General features: G+C 70.8%; 19 protein-coding genes. 8 read left to right on the top strand and 11 right to left on the bottom strand.

The window, feature by feature from the left end:
* Positions 1-555, bottom strand: a complete 555-nt coding sequence (locus HNR40_RS16745) for a GNAT family N-acetyltransferase (RefSeq protein ID WP_184962175.1) — start codon at positions 553-555, stop codon at positions 1-3.
* A 42-nt stretch (positions 556-597) separates the two neighbouring features.
* Positions 598-1,359, bottom strand: a complete 762-nt coding sequence (locus HNR40_RS16740; RefSeq protein WP_312896386.1) for a sirohydrochlorin chelatase — start codon at positions 1,357-1,359, stop codon at positions 598-600.
* Positions 1,360-1,546: 187 nt separating this feature from the next.
* On the opposite strand from HNR40_RS16740, the gene HNR40_RS16735 reads away from it, so the two are divergent.
* On the top strand, positions 1,547-2,839 hold the full coding sequence (locus tag HNR40_RS16735; RefSeq protein ID WP_184962173.1) for an MFS transporter: 1,293 nt from the start codon (positions 1,547-1,549) through the stop codon (positions 2,837-2,839).
* 55 nt (positions 2,840-2,894) lie between these two features.
* Here the strand turns inward: HNR40_RS16735 and HNR40_RS16730 are convergent, their stop codons facing one another.
* Positions 2,895-4,187, bottom strand: a complete 1,293-nt coding sequence (locus HNR40_RS16730; protein WP_221340469.1) for an MFS transporter — start codon at positions 4,185-4,187, stop codon at positions 2,895-2,897.
* Positions 4,188-4,272: 85 nt separating this feature from the next.
* Between HNR40_RS16730 and HNR40_RS16725 the strand changes: the two genes are divergently transcribed.
* From HNR40_RS16725 to HNR40_RS16700, 6 genes are all read left to right on the top strand, one after another.
* Positions 4,273-4,953, top strand: a complete 681-nt coding sequence (locus HNR40_RS16725; protein ID WP_312896385.1) for a GntR family transcriptional regulator — start codon at positions 4,273-4,275, stop codon at positions 4,951-4,953.
* A gap of 9 nt (positions 4,954-4,962) precedes the next feature.
* Positions 4,963-5,331, top strand: a complete 369-nt coding sequence (locus tag HNR40_RS16720) for a DUF2203 domain-containing protein (RefSeq protein ID WP_184962171.1) — start codon at positions 4,963-4,965, stop codon at positions 5,329-5,331.
* A 68-nt stretch (positions 5,332-5,399) separates the two neighbouring features.
* Positions 5,400-6,389, top strand: a complete 990-nt coding sequence (locus HNR40_RS16715) for a hypothetical protein (RefSeq protein WP_184962169.1) — start codon at positions 5,400-5,402, stop codon at positions 6,387-6,389.
* Positions 6,390-6,394: 5 nt separating this feature from the next.
* A complete protein-coding gene (locus HNR40_RS16710; RefSeq protein ID WP_184962167.1) occupies positions 6,395-7,360 on the top strand; it encodes a hypothetical protein in 966 nt (321 codons plus the stop codon).
* A 17-nt stretch (positions 7,361-7,377) separates the two neighbouring features.
* On the top strand, positions 7,378-7,914 hold the full coding sequence (locus HNR40_RS16705; RefSeq protein ID WP_184962165.1) for a CGNR zinc finger domain-containing protein: 537 nt from the start codon (positions 7,378-7,380) through the stop codon (positions 7,912-7,914).
* Positions 7,915-7,924: 10 nt separating this feature from the next.
* A complete protein-coding gene (locus tag HNR40_RS16700) occupies positions 7,925-9,106 on the top strand; it encodes an MFS transporter (RefSeq protein ID WP_184962163.1) in 1,182 nt (393 codons plus the stop codon).
* On the opposite strand, the gene HNR40_RS16695 is transcribed toward HNR40_RS16700, so the two are convergent.
* Entirely contained in the window at positions 9,072-9,695 is a 624-nt protein-coding gene (locus HNR40_RS16695) for an alpha-ketoglutarate-dependent dioxygenase AlkB (RefSeq protein WP_184962161.1), read from the bottom strand. The two genes, HNR40_RS16700 and HNR40_RS16695, sit on opposite strands and share 35 nt — an antisense overlap.
* Before the next feature lie 158 nt (positions 9,696-9,853).
* On the opposite strand from HNR40_RS16695, the gene HNR40_RS16690 reads away from it, so the two are divergent.
* Positions 9,854-10,615, top strand: coding sequence for a VOC family protein (locus tag HNR40_RS16690; RefSeq protein WP_184962160.1), 762 nt, complete (start codon positions 9,854-9,856; stop codon positions 10,613-10,615).
* A gap of 136 nt (positions 10,616-10,751) precedes the next feature.
* On the opposite strand, the gene HNR40_RS16685 is transcribed toward HNR40_RS16690, so the two are convergent.
* The 7 genes from HNR40_RS16685 to HNR40_RS16655 all read right to left on the bottom strand — a co-directional run bounded on the left by HNR40_RS16685 (position 10,752) and on the right by HNR40_RS16655 (position 18,105).
* Positions 10,752-11,831, bottom strand: coding sequence for a WD40/YVTN/BNR-like repeat-containing protein (locus tag HNR40_RS16685; RefSeq protein WP_184962158.1), 1,080 nt, complete (start codon positions 11,829-11,831; stop codon positions 10,752-10,754).
* A 256-nt stretch (positions 11,832-12,087) separates the two neighbouring features.
* Positions 12,088-13,851, bottom strand: coding sequence for an ABC transporter substrate-binding protein (locus HNR40_RS16680; protein WP_184962156.1), 1,764 nt, complete (start codon positions 13,849-13,851; stop codon positions 12,088-12,090).
* Positions 13,852-13,888: 37 nt separating this feature from the next.
* The gene (locus HNR40_RS16675; RefSeq protein WP_221340468.1) at positions 13,889-14,164 is read right to left on the bottom strand and encodes a DUF2160 domain-containing protein; all 276 of its coding nucleotides are present in this window, start codon (positions 14,162-14,164) and stop codon (positions 13,889-13,891) included.
* A 3-nt stretch (positions 14,165-14,167) separates the two neighbouring features.
* Positions 14,168-14,974: a carbohydrate ABC transporter permease gene (locus HNR40_RS16670; protein ID WP_184962154.1), complete on the bottom strand. Its 807-nt coding sequence runs from the start codon at positions 14,972-14,974 to the stop codon at positions 14,168-14,170.
* On the bottom strand, positions 14,971-15,942 hold the full coding sequence (locus HNR40_RS16665) for a carbohydrate ABC transporter permease (RefSeq protein WP_184962152.1): 972 nt from the start codon (positions 15,940-15,942) through the stop codon (positions 14,971-14,973). Before HNR40_RS16665 ends, HNR40_RS16670 begins: the two co-directional genes overlap by 4 nt.
* Positions 15,939-17,024 (bottom strand): ABC transporter ATP-binding protein, encoded by a 1,086-nt coding sequence (locus HNR40_RS16660; protein WP_184962150.1) that lies wholly within the window; start codon positions 17,022-17,024, stop codon positions 15,939-15,941. Before HNR40_RS16660 ends, HNR40_RS16665 begins: the two co-directional genes overlap by 4 nt.
* Positions 17,017-18,105 carry an ABC transporter ATP-binding protein gene (locus tag HNR40_RS16655; RefSeq protein ID WP_221340467.1) on the bottom strand — a complete coding sequence of 363 codons (1,089 nt, stop codon included), beginning with the start codon at positions 18,103-18,105 and terminating at the stop codon, positions 17,017-17,019. The genes HNR40_RS16660 and HNR40_RS16655 overlap by 8 nt, the downstream gene beginning before the upstream one ends.
* Positions 18,106-18,175 lie beyond the last annotated feature (70 nt).

Raw genomic sequence — 18,175 nt, 5'->3', positions numbered from 1 at the left:
CTAGATGTAAAGGGAGTTCCATTCGTCCACGATGGCCGAGTGGACGACGGAGTCGCGCCAGCCGTCGGGCGCCAGCACGTGGTGCCGGATCCGGCCCTCTTCGATCATCCCCGCCGTCAGCATCGCCAGCTGGGCCGGGATGTTGGCCGGTGCGCGCGCGCCCCAGATCCGGTGCAGGCCCAGCGATCGGAAGCCGAAGCCTAACAGGAGCCTGATCAGGTCGGTCCCGATCCCGCGCCCCCACTGGTCGGGCCGCAGGCCGAGGCCGATCTCCGCGCTGTGCGGGTGGTCGGCCTCGACGTGCAGGCGGGCGACGCCGATCACGCCGTGATGGTCGGGATCGGTGACGGCCAGGAGGTAGAGGCGCCGGGGTTCGGTCGCTGCTGCGGCCATCGCTTCCTCGACGATCCCGGCGACCTCGTCGAGGGAACGTGGATTGAACGGAAGATGCTCGGTGGCCGCGCGGTTGCCGTAGATGGCGTGCAGGGCGTCGATGTCGGCAGGCGTGACGTCCCGCAGCCCGAGACGCTCGCCGACGACGTTGACGCAGTGCATGCGCTGACGGTAACGCCTACATAGTGATCTTTACAAGTATTGTCAAGTCGCTAGTTGACTACCGTAAGCTCGGGCGACAAGTTCGGCGATCGCGCCGTGCGCGCCCAAGAGGTCTGCGTGGCCGGCGCCAACCTCTGTGGCTGCCTGTTCGACCAGGCCAGAGGGCGCTTCGATGGCGCACGGGGCGATGGCGAGGCGTTCGGCGCCGGCCGCCCGCAGGCGCTGTGCTGCCACGGCCACACCGGGCTGGCTGTCGAGTGAGGCGGCCACCACCGGCATCGTCAGGCGGGAGGCCAGCAGCACGGCGGTGGGCTGGGCGGCCGCGACGGCCTGCTCGCCGCCGAGCGTGCCGAGGATGACGGCGTCGACGGGGCTGCCGACGTTCAGCAGGCGCACCCGGTCGGCTCTGGCCAGGCCGCGTTCGGCGAGGCGGATGTGCAGGGCCTCGGCCAGCAGCGGGTGCGGGCCGAGCGCCTCGGTGACGGCCGCCTCGGCGCCGCTGGCGGCCACGGCCTTGCCGATCTCGCCGAGGACGGCGGGGTCGTCCCAGGTCAGCAGGGGTACGACGACGCTTGGCCGGCTGTCGGTCAAGGCCTTGGAGAGCTCGGTGACGGCGGTGAGGCGTACCTCGATCTGCGGGTTGTCGACCCGCACCACGGCCGCGATGTCGGCGGCGGGTCCGTCGGTGCCGCCGGGACAGGCGAGCACGAGCACGGGGGCGTCCGGGGGTAGCGACGCGGGGACCGGTCGGCGGTGCCGGCCGCCGCCGGGCCGGGGGGAACGTTCACGTACAGGCAGGCTCACAGGCGCGCATTTTATGCGTTTTCCCCGATTCATGTAACGAAACAGGGCTGCGATTCGATCACGGGGCAGATGTGATCGAGATCACATCGTGACGTCCGCGAACGTTGACGGATGGTGACGAAGCAGAGCAGGGTGAAGCAACTAGAAACGCGTTCTAGAGCGACAGTTCAACCCCGGAGGACTTGGGATGAAGCCGTTCTATGTCCGCGAACTGCACGTGTATCCAGTCGGCCGCAACCGCATCCGCCTGCTGGCCATCGCCGTGCTCGCCTCGCTGGTCGCCAACTTCGAGACCACGATCGCCACCATCCTTCCCCTGCTGCGCCAGGACCTCGGCATGACACTGGAGGTCTACGGGCTCATCGCGGCCGCCTCGGTGCTCGTGGGCGGCCTGTCGGCCGGGTTCGGCGGCATCCTGTCGGACCGGTGGGGGCGCGTCACGATCCTCGTGCCCACCCTGACCGTCACCGCCGCCTGCAACTTCCTGCTGGCGACCGTCGAGACGACCACGGGACTGTTCGTGGTCAGGTGCCTGATGCTCTTCATCGAGGGCGCCGGGATCACCATCACCGCCTCGCTCGTGCGCGACTTCTCGCCGCGGCTGGGGCGGGCGCAGGCGTTCGGGTTCTGGACGTGGGGGCCGGTCGGCGCCGCCTTCCTGGCCTCGCTGATCGCCAGCGTGACCCTGCCGATGTTCGGCAACGCCTGGCAGTCGCAGGCGATCATCATGGGCGTCGTCTCGCTGGTGCTGTGCGCGGTGATCATCTGGCAGATCGCCGAGCCGTCGGCCGCCCTGCGCGCCCAGGTCATGCGGGCCGAGTCGGCGGTCCGCGTCGAGGAGAAGATCGATCCAGGCCGGGTACGCGAGCTGTTCCGCCATCCGCACCTGTGGGCGCACGTGCTCGGCAACACCGCCTGGCAGGTCCTCTACTGGACCTTCGCGATCTTCGGTCCGACCATTCTCAACGAGGCCTTCGGCATGGAGACCGCCGCCGCCAACGGCGTCGTGGCCATCGGCATCCTGCTCAACGCGCTGGCCGTCATCGTGGTCGGCCGCTTCTCCGACAGGCTGCAGACGCGCAAGCCGTTCACCGCGGTGGGGACGGTCCTGACGATCGCCGCCCTCGGCTACTACGTCAGCCTCATCGGCTCCGCCGTCTCCACCACTCAGATCACCGTCGTCTACGCGCTGATGTTCCTGTTCATGGGCGTCGCGTACGTGCCCTGGATGGCCAACTTCTCCGAGGACGCCGAGGACGTGGAGTCGCGGCTGCAGGGCGCGGCGCTGGGCATCTGGGGCATGGTCGTCCGGGTCATGATCGTGGTCCTGCTGATCGTCTCGCCGCAGGTCGTGGCGGGCGGCGGCTGGCGAGCGTGGCTGCTGGTCGGGCTGGCCGGCCAGGTGATCTTCCTGGTGTCGATGGTCGCCTTCAAGGGCGGCTGGCGGCCCGCCCGCCGCGACGCGAAGACCGCGGCCTGATCCTGAACGCCGGGCGGCGTTGGCAGCCGCCGCCCGGCGACCCTTCCGCGAGGGCTCAGGCCTGCTGGGGGACCCGTACGTCCTGGTCCTGGCCGGACGGCGCGATGGCCAGGCCGACCGCGGTGATCGCCAGCGCGATGACCACGTAGACCGACACGGCCAGCGTCGACTTGTAGGTGTCGAAGAGCTTCAGCGCGATGATCGGGGCCAGGGCGCCGCCGACGATCCCGGCCACCTGATAGCCCATGGAGGCGCCGCTGTAGCGCAGCCGGGTGCTGAAGAGCTCGGCGATGAAGGCGGCCTGCGGGCCGTACATGGCGGCGTGGGTGATCAGCGCGACGATCGCGGCGAGCGCGATCAGCGGGAACGACCGGGTCTCCAGCAGCGGGAAGAAGGCGAAGACCCAGACGGCGGCCGCCACGACGCCGGCCAGGTACACCGTGCGGCGGCCGACGCGGTCCGACAGCGCGCCGAACGCCGGGATGAGGAACAACTGCAGTGCCGAGCCGATCAGCACCGCGTTGAGGCCGACCGAGCGGTCCATGCCCAGCGTGGTGGTGATGTAGACGAGGATGTAGGCGGTGAAGGTGTAGAAGGCCACGTCCACGCCGATCCGGGCGGCGAAGGCGGACAGCAGTGCCCTCGGGTGGGTGCGGATGACCTCAAGGAGGGGCATCTTGGCCTTCGCGCCCTTGGTGTCGATCTCGGCGAACTGCGGGGATTCGGAGACGCGGCGCCGTACCCAGAAGCCGACCAGCACCAGGACCCCCGACAGCAGGAACGGCACCCGCCACCCCCATGACAGGAACGCCTCGTTGGTCAGCGTCAGGGACAGGACGGTCAGCAGGGCGGTGGCCAGGACGTAACCGGCGGGCACCCCCACCTGTGGCCAGCTGGCGTTGAAGCCGCGGCGGCGCTGGTCGCCGTGCTCCATGGTCATGATGACCGCGCCGCCCCACTCGCCGCCCAGTCCGAGGCCCTGGATGAAGCGGAGCGTGACCAGCAGGACCGGGGCCAGGACGCCGACGCTGTCGAAGCCGGGCAGCACGCCGATGAGGAAGGTCGCGATGCCCATCATGAGAAGGGTGACGACGAGGACGGTCTTGCGTCCCACGCGGTCGCCGAAGTGGCCGAACACGACACCGCCGAGCGGCCGGGCGACGAAGGCGACGGCATTGGAGGCCAGCGCCGCGAGCGTGGCGTTGAACGGGTCGAGCGTCGGGAAGAACAGCTTGCCGAAGACCAGCGTCGACGCCGTCGTGTAGAGGAAGAAGTCGTACCACTCCAGCGACGTGCCGACCAGGCTGGCGAGGATCACCCGCCGCGTCTGTTGGGGGGAGCCAGACATCGCATCGCCTTTCGTTGGTTATCTCTCAACGTAAGGATCGTTGAACAATTCGACAAGAGGTTTGTGGGGTGATTGTCTGTTACATGTGGATGACGCGGTTGCGGATCTCGAGCGCGAGCGATCCAGGCTCGGGCGTACCAGCACGGCGGAGCGGGTGGCCGACATCCTGCGCGACCGCATCATCGAGGGGTTCTTCGAGCCTGGGCAGCGATTGTCGGAGGAGTCCATCTCCGAGGCGCTCGGCGTCTCGCGCAACACGCTGCGCGAGGCCTTCCGGCTGCTCGGGCACGAGCGGCTGCTGGATCATCGGCTCAACCGCGGCGTCTTCGTCCGCGTGCTGTCGGCCGAGGACGTGGCCGACCTCTACCGCGTCCGCCGCGTGCTTCAGGACGCGGCGGTGCGCCGGCGCCCCACGGGGGCGGCGCTGGCGGTGATCAGGGAGGCGGTCGCCGACGCCGAAAGGTCGGCCGCTGCCGATGACTGGCGCGGCGTCGGCACCGCCAACATCCGCTTCCACCAGGCGCTGGTCGCCATGAACGGCAGCCCCAGGCTGGATGAGACCATGCGGCAGCTCCTGGCCGAGCTGCGGCTGGTCTTCCACGTGATGAAGAACCCGCGTACCTTCCACGAGCCGTTCGTCGAGCTCAACCGCAAGCTGCTGGAGCTCATCGAGGCCGGCCGCACGGACGAGGCGGCCGGCTTTCTCGCCGACTATCTGGACCACGCCGAGCGGCTGCTCGTCCGCGCCTACGACCCCAGCCGATAGCGTGCGGTCATGGAGCGGACCTTCACCCTCGACGAGGCGCGCGCGATGCTGCCCGGAATCCTCGAAGAGGCGGAGCGGCTGGTCGCCGCCCGCGCCGACCTCGCCGAGATCGCCTTCGACCGCCAGCAGGAAGGCGTCTCCCCGCTGGGCGGCCTGGCCGAGCTGAAGGCCCTGGAGGCGCGGATCGAGGAGATCATCAGCGGCTGGCACGAGCGCGGGCTGCAGGTGAAGGGGATCGCGCCGGTGCTGCTCGACTTCCCCTCGGTGATCGGCGGGCGGCCGGTGGGCCTGTGCTGGATCGAGGGCGAGCTCGAACTGGGCTGGTACCACCGCGACGAGCTCGGCTTCGCCGGGAGGCGGCCCCTCCAGCGCGAATAGTGGCCGAGCTGTGACCAACCGTCCTCCTTCCGCACGGGTCCAACCCTGTGAGCGAAAGGAGGACGAGGATGAGACACAACTCAGCGGCCGCCACGGTCGTCGCGGCGGTGCTCGCCGCCGGATGGGCCGCGACGCCCGCCGCCGCGCACGCCGGGGCGGCGCCCGAGGCCAGGGCCGCATGGATCAAGTCCTGCACGGACAAGCAGGACGTCTCCTACCCGTGCGGACAATGGCGGCTGATCATGCGCGACGGCCGCACGGTCACCGTGCCCGGCGCCGCCGCCGCGGCCACCGACGAAAAGGGCGTCCCGCAGTACCAGGAGGCGCCGTTCGCCGTCAGCGGTGACGGCCGGTGGATCGCCTACCTGCGCGCGAGCGACCACCGCCTGGTGGTACGGCCCGCCGCCGGCGGCCGGGTCACCGCGCTGCCGAAGTCCCTGACCCCGAAGGCGTCGGGAACCATGGACCTCACGCTGCGCCTGTCGCCACGCGGCGACCGGATCGCGATCGACCACACCGACGGCAACAAGCCCGGCAAGATCGTCACCGTCAGGACGGGAGCGACGGTGAACCTTCCGGCGGACGACGTTCCGCAGGCCTTCAGCTCCGACGGGGACGAGCTGCTGGCCACGCGCAACCTCACCGACAACACCACCGCGCTGGTCGTGCACCATACCGACGGCCGGCCGCCAATCCGGCGCACGCCGCCGCAGGTCGTCGGCGCGGCCGGCGTGTACGCCCTGGCCGCCGACGGCAGGAACGTCGCCGCGCTCATCCCCGGCGACTACGACGGGGTCAGGCCGCCCAAGCTGCGCGAGTACGACATGACCAGCGGCGAGATGGGCCCGTCGCTGAAGCTGGCGGCGCCCAAGGGCTACGTGCCCGCGGTCGCCTCCTACGACCGCGTCGGCGGCCTCGGCGTGCTGTTCTACCAGGGGGAGAGCGGCGTGGGGCACGGGTGGTCGGCCGGCGTGGACACCTCGACGGGCACGCTCACCAAGCGTGACCGCTACACGATCAGCGCGGCCAGGTACGCCGCGCGGCTGGCGGGGGAGTGAAGGCCATGAAGATCAGGTTCACCGCCGCGCTGGCCGCGGGCGCCCTCGCCCTGAGCCTGTCACCGGCCGCCCCGGCGCTGGCGGGGCCGCACGACCACGACGCCGTCCGCTACGCCTCGGTGAAGGGCTGCGCCGACAAGAAGGGCGAGCGGCGGCCGTGCGGACCCTGGCGGCTGGTCACGCACGACGGCAAGCAGCGGCCGCTGCGTGACGCGCAGACCGTGGCCAGGCACGCCGACGGCACCTCCTCGGGCTATCAGGTGGCGCCGATCGCGGTCAGCGGCGACGGCAGCCACGTCGCCTACTTCACCAAACGCGGACGCCTGGCCGTCCGCACGATCGGCGGCGGGGTGAAGCTGCTGGCCGAGGGCGCGCTGCCGCGGGTCGCGCAGTACGACGTGACGCTCCTGCTCTCCGACGACGGCGCCAAGCTGGCCGCGGCGATCTCCGGGAAGCAGACGCGGATCTTCGACACCGTGAGCGGCACGCAGCTCGGCTCGGCCGGCAAGGGCGAGGCGGTCTCCGGCTTCAGCGGCGACGCCGACGAGCTGCTCACCTCGGCCGAGGGCGAGGAGCCCGTGACCGACCTGGCCGTCTACCGCGACAACGGTGAGCAGGTGCGCCGGGTGACCCCGCCGCAGGTCGTCGCCTTCAACGGCCCCTACGCGCTGGCCGCCGACGGCGCGACGATCGCCAACGTGATCCAGGGTAAGAAGCCCGCGCTGGTCCTGTACGACAGCTCTGTTGACCAGGTCACCGCGAAGATCCGGCTCACGCTGCCCAAGGGTGAGGTGCTGAAGGCCGACTGGACGGGCGAGAACCAGGTGACACTCCACCTGGCGAACGTGCCGGAGAGCGGAGCGACGCGGATGACGGTCGTGCGGGTCGAGGTGCCGTCCGGCAAGGTCACGGTCAGGGACCGCTACAGCGTCCTGGCCGACTCCTACGTCTTCGCCGCCTGCGGGGGCTGAAGCCGTACGCTGCTGGGATGGAGGTGCATTCGACCAAGGCGATGGCGGCGCGGGCGGTGGCGTTGTGCGAGGCCCTGCTGTGGGAGGAGCCGACTCCGGGGTCGATCGCCGATGTCCTGCGGGCTCACGGGGAGCCGGGCCCGCTGGAGCTGTCGCCGGGCGACGTGCGCGCGATGCGCGCGGCCGCCGGGCGCCTCATGGAGCTGTTCGCCGCCCCGTCGGCCGGTGAGGCGGCGCGGCTGCTCAACGGGCTGCTCGCCGGCGCCGCCTGCCCGCCCCGCCTGACCGACCACGGCGGCACGACGTCCTGGCACCTGCACGTGGACCGCGACGACGACGCGCCGTGGGCGGAGTGGTTCCTGGCCTCGTCGGCGATGTCGATGGCGGTGCTGCTGGCCGATCACCAGCGGGTGCCCGCGGGGCTGTGCGCCTCGGCGACCTGCGGCCGGCCGTTCCTGGACACCTCGGGCGGCAGCCCCAGGCGCTACTGCTCGCCGCGCTGCGCCACTCGGGAGCGGGTGGCCGCCCACCGCGCCGCCTCCCGGGACCTGTAACGTCTCCTTCATGTTATGGCGTTACATGCTCGGTGCGGCCTCGGCGCGTACCGGCGACGACATGTCCGGGCCCGCGCTGCTCGTGCTGGGGCTGGCCGTCAGCGGGTCGCCGGCTGTCGCGGGATGGCTGCTCGCGGGGCTGACGGTCTCGGCCTCGGTGGGCGGGCCGCTGCTCGGCGTGCTGCTCGACCGGGCCCGCCGGCCGGGCCGGCTGCTGGCCTGGTGCCTCACCGGGTACACGGGCGGGCTCCTGGTGATCCTCGCCCTCCTCGGCCGGGTGCCCGACGGGCTGGTGATCGGGCTCGCGGTGCTCACCGGGCTGCTCGGGCCCGCGCTGAGCGGCGGCTGGACGGCGCAGCTGCCCCTGGCGGTGCCCGCCGGCTCGCTCCCGCGCGCCAACGCCCTCGACTCGATCTCCTACAACGTCGCCGCCCTGCTCGGACCCGCGCTCGCCGGGCTCATGGCGGCCTTCGGCGGCGGCTCCGTGCCGGTGATCGCCGCCTGCGTCCTCATCGCCGCGTCCCTGCCCGTCGCCCTGTCCCTGCCGCAGCGCGAACACGTGGAGAAGGGAGCCTCGGTCGCGGCCGAGCTCCTGGCCGGAGCGCGGGCGATCACCGGCCACCCCTCGCTGCGCCGGGCCACCGTGACCTCGATGATCTCCATGGCCGGGGTCGCGATGCTGGTCGTGTGCACGCCGCTGCTGGGCGAGCGGCTCGTGGGCAGCGCCGGGTTCGGGGCGCTGCTCCTGGCCGTGACCGCCGCCACCGCCCTCGGCGCCAACGCGGTCCTGGCCCACCGCCTTCCCGCCGCCGGGAGCTGGTGGCCCGACGGCGCGCTCGTCGCCGCCACCGCAGTGGTTGGGGCGGGCATCGCCGTCGCGGCGCTCGCCGACTCCTTCGCGCTCGCCGTCCTGGCCGCCGCGATCGCGGGCGTGGGCGAAGGCCCGCAGCTCACCGCCCTTTTCGCGGTACGGCACCGCGACGCCCCCGACCGGCTGAGAAGCCAGATCTTCACCACCGGCGCCAGCCTGAAGATCACCTCGTTCGCCGCCGGGTCCGCGGTGGCCGGGCCGCTGGCCGTACACTCCGTGCCCCTCGCTCTTGCCGCGGGTGCGGCGCTGCAGGCGGCGGCGGTCGTGGCCTACTGGGCGCTGTCGCTCAGCGCACCCCGCGCGGACGGAACTGCACGCTGATCCTCGGCCCGCACGGCCGCGCGGTCTTCGGCACGGCGTGCTCCCAGGTGCGCTGGCAGCTGCCGCCCATCACGATGAGGTCGCCGTGGCCCAGCTCGCGGCGCACCGACGGGCCGCCGCCCCTCGGACGGAGCAGCAGACTGCGCGGCGAGCCGACCGAGACGATGGCGACCATCGTGTCCTCGGCGGCGGCGCGGCCGATCGTGTCGCCGTGCCAGGCGACGCTGTCGCGGCCGTCGCGGTAGAGGCACAGGCCCGCGGTGCGGAACGGCTCGCCCAGCTCCCCGGCGTAGTGGGCGTCGAGCGCGGCCTTGGCCTCGGTCAGGACCGGGTCGGGCAGGGGCTCGTCCTCGCCGTAGAACTTCTGCAGGCGCGGCACGTCGACCACCCGGTCATACATGACCCGGCGCTCGGCCTGCCACGGCACCTCGCGCAGCAGCCGGTCGAACAGCGCGTCGGCGCCGCCGAGCCAGCCGGGCAGCACGTCGATCCATGCTCCCCGCGACAGCCGGGTGCGCACCGGCGCGAGCGGGCCCGGACCCGGTTTCTCGTCCACGTCGAGCAGTGAGCCTTGGAAGAGCACATCCATGTGTTCGATTGTACGTGATCGCCTGAACACACATTCGAAACTCGCTAGGCTCTCCTCATCCCCGACGCCGTGTGCGACGCTGACAAGTGGCGTCGCCCTCAATCCCCTCCGCACCGTGAGGCGGCGGGCCGACCATCATCCACACGAAGGAGCACGCCATGCTCACCACGAAGAACCTTCCGGGCACCCCGGTCTGGCTCGACCTCGGGAGCCCCGACCTCCCCGCGACCGTGGCCTTCTACACCGAGCTGTTCGGGTGGAGCCACCACACGATGCCGGGCGGCGGCGACTACGGGTCGTTCCAGCAGGACGGCAAGACCGTCGCGGCGGTGGGCAAGCTCACCGAGGAGGGGGCCAGCCCCGCCTGGATCCTCTACTTCCGCAGCACCGACGCCGAGGCCACCGCCAAGGCCGTCGAGCAGGCCGGGGGCGCGGTCCGCATGGCGCCGTCCGAGGTCGGGCCCGAGGGGCGCATCGCGCAGTTCACCGACCCGGCGGGGGCGCAGTTCGCCATCTGGGAGCCGGGGCAGCTCAAGGGGCTGGAGCTGGTGACCGTGCCGGGCTCGCTGTGCTGGGCCGAGCTCTACACGCCCGACACCGGCGGCGGGCAGGGGTTCTACCGCTCGGTGTTCGACTGGAGCTTCGAGGACATGCCGATGGGCGAGATGACCTACACCGTCGTCACCCCGCCCGGCGGCGGCGCCGACGACAGCATGGCCGGGCTCGTGCCCATGCCGGGCGTGCCGCCGCACTGGCTGCCGTACATCGAGGTGGGCGACTGCGACGCGGCCGTGGCCAAGGCGCAGGCACTGGGCGGGGCGGTGGCGGTGGCCGCCGAGACGGTGGACGGGGTCGGCCGCTTCGCCATCCTGACCGACCCGCACGGCGTCCGCTTCGCCGTCATGACCAGCTCCGGCTGACCCGGTCCGCCCCCTGCCCTGTCCTGGCGGCTGGGCAGGGGGCACACCCGGCTGGGCAGGTGGCGCGCCCGGTCGGTCGGCGGCGGGTGGGTCCGTGGCTGGTGGGTCTGTGGACGGTGGGCCTATGGACGTTGGGTCAGTGGCGGGTGAGGGCCAGGCGGGCCACTCTGCCCTGCTCGCCCGCGGCCCAGCAGCTCAGGTCGGGCGTGCACGACACGGTGTCGAACGAGCCGGTGTCGAACGTGTGCCACGACCGGCCGCCGGTGAAGGAGATGTCGCTGCCGCTCGGGCCCACGGCGATCGCGGCCAGGGGGAGCAGCGCCACGCCGGAGCGGTAGGCGGGCGGCGGCACGCGAGAGGGCCGCCAGGTGGCGCCGCCGTCGGCGGAGTAGGCGCCCGCCGAGGGGGAGGCCTGGTCGGGCCGGTAGTCGCCACCGACCGCGATGCCCTGGTGCCGGCCGCGGAAGGCGAGGGCGAACACGCCTCGGGCGGGGTCGCCGGCGGGGATGGGGGTGTCGGCCACGGTCCAGGTGCGCCCTCGGTCGCGGGAGTGGAACACACGCGAACGCTCGGCGCCGCCACTGGCCAGCCACGCGTCCCGGCTGCCCGACGTCACCAGGCACTGCCCGCTGGCCGCGAACCCGGCCTCACCGGGCAGCGCCGCAGGCATCCCTTCGGAGGGCAGGACCGCCCAGCTCCGCCCGCCGTCCGACGTCGACAGGATCCGGAACCTCCCGTCCACCGGATCGCTCATCGCCAGCCCGTGGCGGCGGTCGAAGAAGGCCATGCAGTCGTAGAAGGCGCGCGGCTCGTCGTTGCGGAAGGTCTCCGTCCAGGTACGTCCGGCGTCGTCGGTGCGGTAGACCCGCGAGTCGGTGCCCTCGCCGATGGACAGCGCCACGGCGGTGTCGGGCCCGAACGCCTCGATGTCCCGAAACTGCAGCGCGGCCGCACCGGGCGGGGAGACGTTCTGCCAGGTACGCCCGGCGTTGGCCGTCCTGAGCACGGTGCCCGCGCTGCCCGAGGCCCACACGACGTCCCGGCTCACCGGAGCCAGCCCGCGCAGGCGGCTGGTGACGCCGGTCTGCTTGAGGTCCCAGCGGAGGAGGTCGCCTCCGGTGAGGCCGCCGAGGTCTGGGGTGTCGGCCTGGGCGGGCAGGGGGGTGATCAGCGCACAGGCCGCGGCTACGGCCGTGATCGCGATACGTAACTTCATGCCGAGCAAGCTAAGCCCGCCCCCAACACCCCGTCCACCACCCCTCCCCGGTCTCCGGCCCCGACGTCCTGGGTCCTGGAGCTTCCGGTCCCGGGGCCACGGTCTCGGGGGTCCCGAGGTCCCGAGGTGCCGAGGTGTCGGGGGTTCCGGGGTCCGGGGTCTCGGGTTCCGGTCTGGTTCGGTGTCCATCAGGGTGTGTGCGCGGTGGGTGGAGGCCCCCATGCGTGGTCAGGGCGCATGGGGGCTCATGGGGTGGTCAGTCGCCGGACTTCCACTGGGCGATCAGCTTGTCGTAGTCCAGGGTCTCGGGCTTGCCGCGTTCGTCGGCCAGTTTGGGCGCGGGCGCCCCCGGCTGGTCGAGCCAGGCCTGGGCGGGCTGCTCGGGGTTGAGCTTGGGGGCGCAGGCGCCGCCGTAGCCGCGCCGTTCCAGGCGGGACAGGATGTCGTCCTGCTGCTTGGCCAGGTTGTCCATCGACTGCTGGGCGGTCGTCTCGCCGGTCACCGCGGTGGCCACGTTCTGCCACCAGAGCTGGGCGAGCTTGGGGTAGTCGGGGACGTTGGTGCCGGTCGGGGTCCACTGGACGCGCGCGGGTGAGCGGTAGAACTCGATGAGCCCGCCGTACTTGGGGGCGTTCTCGGTGAAGTAGGCGCTGCGGATGTCGGAGTCGCGGATGAAGGTCAGGCCGGTGATGGACTTCTTCAGCGACACCGTCTTGGAGGTGACGAACTGGGCGTACAGCCAGGCGGCGGCGCGCCGTTCGGCGGGGGTGTTCTTGAGCAGGGTCCAGGATCCGGCGTCCTGGTAGCCGAGCTTGTTGCCGTCCTTCCAGTACGCGCCGTGCGGGCTGGGGGCGATGCGCCACTTGGGGGTGCCGTCGGCGTTCACGACGGGCAGGCCCTGTTTGGTCATGTCGGCGGTGAAGGAGGTGTACCAGAAGATCTGCTGGGCGATGTTGCCCTGCGCGGGCACGGGGCCGGACTCGCTGAAGTTCATGCCGGCGGCTTCCTTGGGCGCGAAGCGCTTGAGCCAGTCCACGTACTTGGTGAGGGCGTAGACGGAGGCGGGGCCGTTGGTGTCGCCGCCGCGGGTGACCGAGGAGCCGACGGGGCGGCAGTTCTCGACGCGGATGCCCCAGTCGTCGACGGGCAGGCCGTTGGGGATGCCGGGGTCGCCGTTCCCGGCCATGGACAGCCAGGCGTCGGTGAAGCGCCAGCCGAGCGAGGGGTCCTTGCGGCCGTAGTCCATGTGCCCGAAGACCTTCTTGCCGGCGATCTGCCCGTTTCCATTGACCTTGTTCGTGAAAAAGTCGGCTATATCCTCATAAGCCGCCCAATTCACAGGTACGCCCAGGTCATACCCGTAAGCCGCCCTGAACTGCTTCTTGATCTCCGGATCGGTGAACCAGTCGTACCGGAACCAGTACAGGTTCGCGAACTGCTGGTCGGGCAGCTGGTACACCTTCTTGTCCGGCCCGGTGGTGAAGCTGATCCCGATGAAGTCCTTGAGGTCGAGCGTCGGCGAGGTGACGTTCTTGCCCTCCCCGGCCATGTAGTCCGACAGCGGCACCACGTAGTCGCCGCGGGCGTGCGTCCCGATGAGGTCGGAGTCGTTGACGTAGGCGTCGTAGATGTTCTGGTTGCCCTGGATCTGGGTCTGCAGCTTCTCGACGACGTCGCCCTCCTGGATCAGGTCGTGCTTGATCCTGATCCCGGTGATCTCGGTGAAGGCCTTGGCGAGCTGCCGCGACTCGTACTCGTGCGTGGTGATCGTCTCCGACACCACGTTGATCTCCATCCCACGGTACGGCGCCGCCGCCTTCAGGAACCATTCCATCTCGGCCAGCTGCTGATCCCTGGCCAGCGTCGACGGCGTGAACTCGGTGTCCACCCACCTCTTGGCCGCCGCCCTGCCGTTCTCCTCACGGAAGTCGCTCGACGGCTTGCTCCCGCTGGAGCACCCCGCCAGCAACAGGGCGAGTACGCCCAGCGCGGCCGCGTGCCTCTTGAGTGTGTGCGACATGTCCGACTCCTCTCGCGAGCAAGCAAGGGGGCGCAGGTCAACCCCATATCCCGATCACGGCCACGACGACGAGCGCGCACCCGAGCGCGAGCCACATCGACAGGTCCGTGACGGCGATCCACCCGGCGAGCACCACCGCCGCGCTGATCAGTCCGATGTAGAGCCGGTCGCCCCTGTCGGTCTCGATGCGCAGGAAGCCGCGCCGGGCCAGCGGCGGCGACAGGCGCGCCCAGACGGCCATGGCGACCAGCAGCAGGGCCAGTCCGGCGAAGACCAGTGCGGTGGGCGCGGTCCAGACCATCCACTCCAGCACCTGTCACACCCTTCCCAGCGCGAAGCCCTTGGCGATGTAGTTGCGGACGAACCAGATGACGATCGCGCCCGGGATGATCGTCAGCACTCCGGCGGCGGCCAGCAGCCCCCAGTCGATCCCGGCGGCGCTGACGGTGCGGGTCATGGTGGCGGCGATCGGCTTGGCGTTGACCGAGGTGATCGTCCGGGCGATCAGCAGCTCGACCCAGCTGAACATGAAGCAGAAGAACGCGGTCACGCCGATGGCCGAGCGGATCATCGGCAGGAAGATCTTGAAGAAGAAGCGGGGCAGCGAGTAGCCGTCGATGGCCGCGGTCTCGTCGATCTCGCGCGGGATCCCGGACATGAACCCTTCCAGGATCCACACGGCCAGCGGCACGTTGAACAGCATGTGCGCGATGGCCACCCCGAGATGCGTGTCGAACAACCCCACGCTCTGATAAATCTGGAAAAAGGGGAGAAGGAAGACCGCCGGCGGCGCCATCCGGTTCGTCAGCAGCCAGAAGAACAGGTGCTTGTCCCCGGCGAAGCGGAACCGCGAGAAGGCGTAGGCCGCCGGCAGCGCCACGATCAGCGAGAACACCGTGTTCAGCGAGGTGTAGACGATCGAGTTGAGATAGCTGGAGTACCACGCGGAGTCCGTGAAGAACGTCACGTAGTTCTCCAGCGTCACGTTCTGCGGAAGCAGCGAGAAGCTCCCGAGGATCTCGTCGTTCGGTCGGATCGACATGCCGAACATCCACAGCAGCGGCAGCATGAGCGTCGCCACGTACAGCCAGAACACGGTCCGCGCCCAGGGCAGCCGTCTCATCTCCCGCTCCTCGTCAGCACGGTGAAGAACACGTAGCAGGCGATCTGCACGATGAGGAAGTAGAGCAGCGAGAACGCCCCGGCGGGCCCCAGGTCGAACTGCCCCACCGCGATCTTCGACAGCAGGATGCTCAGGAACGACGTGGCGTTGCCCGGCCCGCCCCCGGTCACCACGAACGGCTCGGTGTAGATCATGAAGCTGTCCATGAACCGCAGCAGGATCGCGATCGTCAGCACCCCGCGCAGCCGCGGCAGCTGCACGTGCCGGAACGTCGCCCAGGCCGAGGCCCCGTCGATCTGCGCCGCCTGGAAGTACGGCTCCGGGATCGAGCGCAGCCCCGCGTACGCCAGCAGCGCCACCAGCGGTGTCCAGTGCCACACGTCCATGGCCAGCACGGTGATCCACGCGTCGGTGGAGTCGAGCGTGTAGTTGAAGTTGATGCCGAGCACGTTGTTGACGACCCAGCCGCCGAGCCCGATGTCGCCGCGGGCGAAGATCTGCCAGATCGTGCCGACGACGTTCCACGGGATCAGCAGCGGCAGCGCCACCACGACCAGCGCCACCGACACCCACGCCCCGCGCCGCGGCATGCACACCGCGAGCAGCACGCCGAGCGGGATCTCGATGATCAGCACCTGCGCCGAGAACATCAGCGTGCGCAGGAACGCCGCCCGCACCTCGGGATCGCGGGTGACCGACCTGAACCAGTCCAGCCCCACGAAGATGCGGTCGGTGGGGGTGAAGACGTCCTGCACCGAGAAGTTGACCACGGTCATCAGCGGGATGACCGCGGTGAAGGCCACCGACACCACGACCGGCAGCACCAGCCACCACGCGCGGTTGTTCTTGGGCTTGACGTCCCTGGGCGCCTCCTCCTCGTTGGACGCCGACGGGGGTACGGCCGGCGCGACGACCTCACCGGCCACCTGGCTGCCGGCGACCTTGGCCGGAACGTCGCTGGTCGTCATGCGCCGCTCCCTTCGAGTGCCGCGAGCGTGCCGCACCTGATCTGGTCGCGGAACAGGTAGGCCCGCTCGAAGTGCAGGTGCTCGGCCGTGCCGTGCTCGCCGGGATCGGTCTTGGCGACCAGGTCGCCGCCGGCGGCGCGCGCGTGCACGAGGTGGTAGGAGCCCATCCGGTCCACGCCGGTGACGCCGGCCCGCAGGCCGGGGGAGCGGGGGAACGGGCTGATCCTGACGAACTCGGGTCGTACGCCGAGCCGTACCGGACCGTCGGGAAGGGCGCCGTCGTCGCCCACGGCGCGCCCGACGAGGGCGGACCCGACGCGCACGATGCCGCGCTCGACGGCGGCGTCGAGCACGTTCATGCCGGGCGAGCCGATGAAGTGGCCGACGAACTCGTGCGCGGGGGACAGGAACAGCTCGGCGGGCTCGCCGCTCTGCACGATCGCGCCGTCCTTGAGCACGACCACCTCGTCGGCGAAGGTCAGCGCCTCGGTCTGGTCGTGGGTGACGTAGATGAGCGTGTGGCCGGTGTCGCGGTGGATCTCCTTGAGCTTGCTGCGCAGGGTCCACTTCAGCGCGGGGCCGATGACGGTGAGCGGTTCGTCCAGCAGGACGGCGGCCACCTCGGATCGCACGAGGCCGCGGCCGAGGCTGACGATCTGCTGGCGGCCGGGGTCGAGGCGGCGCGAGCGGCGGCGCAGGTGCTCCTCCAGGCCGAGTAACCGCGCGACCTTGCGTACGCGCTCGTCGACCTCGGCTTTGGGGTACTTGCGGTTGCGCAGGGGGAAGGCGAGGTTGTCGTAGACCGACATCTCCTCATAGAGCACCGGGAACTGGAAGACCTGTGCGATGTTGCGGGCCACCGGCGGCAGGCCGGTGACGTCGCGGCCGCCCAGCAGCACCCGGCCCTGGGAGGGTGTGATCAGGCCGGAGATGATGTTGAGCAGCGTGGTCTTGCCGCAGCCGCTCGGGCCGAGCAGCGCGTAGGCGCGGCCGTCGGACCAGGTCCAGGTCATGGGGTTGAGCGCGTGGGTGCGGCCGCCGTCGTAGCTGTGGCCGACGCCCTCCAGCGTGATGTCAGCCATGCAGGTCGACCTCCGTGGCGGTGTCGGCCACCAGTTCCCCCGTTCCGGAGAAGATCAGGATGTGCGCGGGATCCACGTACGCCACCGCGGGCTCACCGGGCGTGAACAGCTGGGTGCCCGGCAACTGCGCGACCAGGTGGCGCCGCCCGGCCAGCAGGAGGTGCAGGAACGTGGTGCTGCCGGTGACCTCGGCCAGGCGGATCTCGGCGGGGAACTCGATCTGGCCGGGCCGGGTGCGCTCGATCGTCACCTGGTGCGGGCGGATCCCCAGCACCATGTCGTCGCCGAAGAAGTGCGTGCCGGGCGTGGACAGCGGGACGCCCAGGCATTCCAGGCGGCCCTCGTTCACCACGCCGGGCAGCAGGTTGAGCGGCGGATCGGAGAGGGTGGCCGCCACCGCCAGGGACGGCGGCCGGTCGTACATGCGCGCCACGTCGCCCACGTGCTGGACGCGGCCCTCGCCCAGCACCACGGTCGGGGCGGCGAACATCAGCGCCTCGGCCGGGTCTGAGGTGGAGTAGACGACGGTGCCCCGCGAGTCCTGGAACATCGCCTTCAGGTCGGCCCGTAACTGCTCGCGGAGTTTGTAGTCGAGGTTGGCCAGCGGCTCGTCCAGCAGGAGCACGTCGACCGGTCGGGCCAGCGCGCGGGCGATCGCGGTGCGCTGCTGCTGGCCGCCCGACAGCTCGGCCGGGCGCCGTTCCAGCAGGTCGGCGATGCCCATGAGCTCGGCCACGTCGCGCACCCTGCCGTCCACGTCCTTGCGCGGGAATCCGGCGGCCAGGCGTAAGGGGGAGGCGATGTTCTCGTAGACGGTCAGCGACGGATAGTTGATGAACCGCTGGTAGACGAAGGCCACGGAGCGTTTGCGCACCGGGACCGAGGTGACGTCCTCGCCGTTGACGACCACGCGGCCGTCGGTCGGGGTGTGCAGCCCCGCGATCACCCGCATCAGGGTGGTCTTCCCGGCCGCCAGCGGCCCGATGAGGGTCGTCATGCCGCTGGTGAGTTCTAGGTTGATGTCGTCGAGCCACACTTCACCGCGTTGCCGTACGCGGACGCCATCGAGTCTCAGCGCCACATTTCCTCCGGCGGTAGGTGCGTGGCTGTCCTGAACCAACGTGCTCTTCCATCTAACATCGCCATCAACT

It is taken from the genome of Nonomuraea endophytica, from assembly GCF_014203235.1.
Classification (GTDB): domain Bacteria; phylum Actinomycetota; class Actinomycetes; order Streptosporangiales; family Streptosporangiaceae; genus Nonomuraea; species Nonomuraea endophytica.
The sequence above is the reverse complement of the archived record's forward strand: the minus strand, read 5'-3'. Positions and strand labels throughout refer to the sequence as shown.

Bases quoted from the DNA above. Each gene is read 5' to 3' on its own strand.
- HNR40_RS16745 (WP_184962175.1), bottom strand. From the start codon at position 555: ATGCACTGCGTCAACGTCGTCGGCGAGCGTCTCGGGCTGCGGGACGTC.
- HNR40_RS16735 (WP_184962173.1), top strand. From the start codon at position 1,547: ATGAAGCCGTTCTATGTCCGCGAACTGCACGTGTATCCAGTCGGCCGC.
- HNR40_RS16730 (WP_221340469.1), bottom strand. From the start codon at position 4,187: ATGTCTGGCTCCCCCCAACAGACGCGGCGGGTGATCCTCGCCAGCCTG.
- HNR40_RS16720 (WP_184962171.1), top strand. From the start codon at position 4,963: ATGGAGCGGACCTTCACCCTCGACGAGGCGCGCGCGATGCTGCCCGGA.
- HNR40_RS16715 (WP_184962169.1), top strand. From the start codon at position 5,400: ATGAGACACAACTCAGCGGCCGCCACGGTCGTCGCGGCGGTGCTCGCC.
- HNR40_RS16710 (WP_184962167.1), top strand. From the start codon at position 6,395: ATGAAGATCAGGTTCACCGCCGCGCTGGCCGCGGGCGCCCTCGCCCTG.
- HNR40_RS16705 (WP_184962165.1), top strand. From the start codon at position 7,378: ATGGAGGTGCATTCGACCAAGGCGATGGCGGCGCGGGCGGTGGCGTTG.
- HNR40_RS16700 (WP_184962163.1), top strand. From the start codon at position 7,925: ATGTTATGGCGTTACATGCTCGGTGCGGCCTCGGCGCGTACCGGCGAC.
- HNR40_RS16695 (WP_184962161.1), bottom strand. From the start codon at position 9,695: ATGGATGTGCTCTTCCAAGGCTCACTGCTCGACGTGGACGAGAAACCG.
- HNR40_RS16690 (WP_184962160.1), top strand. From the start codon at position 9,854: ATGCTCACCACGAAGAACCTTCCGGGCACCCCGGTCTGGCTCGACCTC.
- HNR40_RS16685 (WP_184962158.1), bottom strand. From the start codon at position 11,831: ATGAAGTTACGTATCGCGATCACGGCCGTAGCCGCGGCCTGTGCGCTG.
- HNR40_RS16680 (WP_184962156.1), bottom strand. From the start codon at position 13,851: ATGTCGCACACACTCAAGAGGCACGCGGCCGCGCTGGGCGTACTCGCC.
- HNR40_RS16670 (WP_184962154.1), bottom strand. From the start codon at position 14,974: ATGAGACGGCTGCCCTGGGCGCGGACCGTGTTCTGGCTGTACGTGGCG.
- HNR40_RS16665 (WP_184962152.1), bottom strand. From the start codon at position 15,942: ATGACGACCAGCGACGTTCCGGCCAAGGTCGCCGGCAGCCAGGTGGCC.
- HNR40_RS16660 (WP_184962150.1), bottom strand. From the start codon at position 17,024: ATGGCTGACATCACGCTGGAGGGCGTCGGCCACAGCTACGACGGCGGC.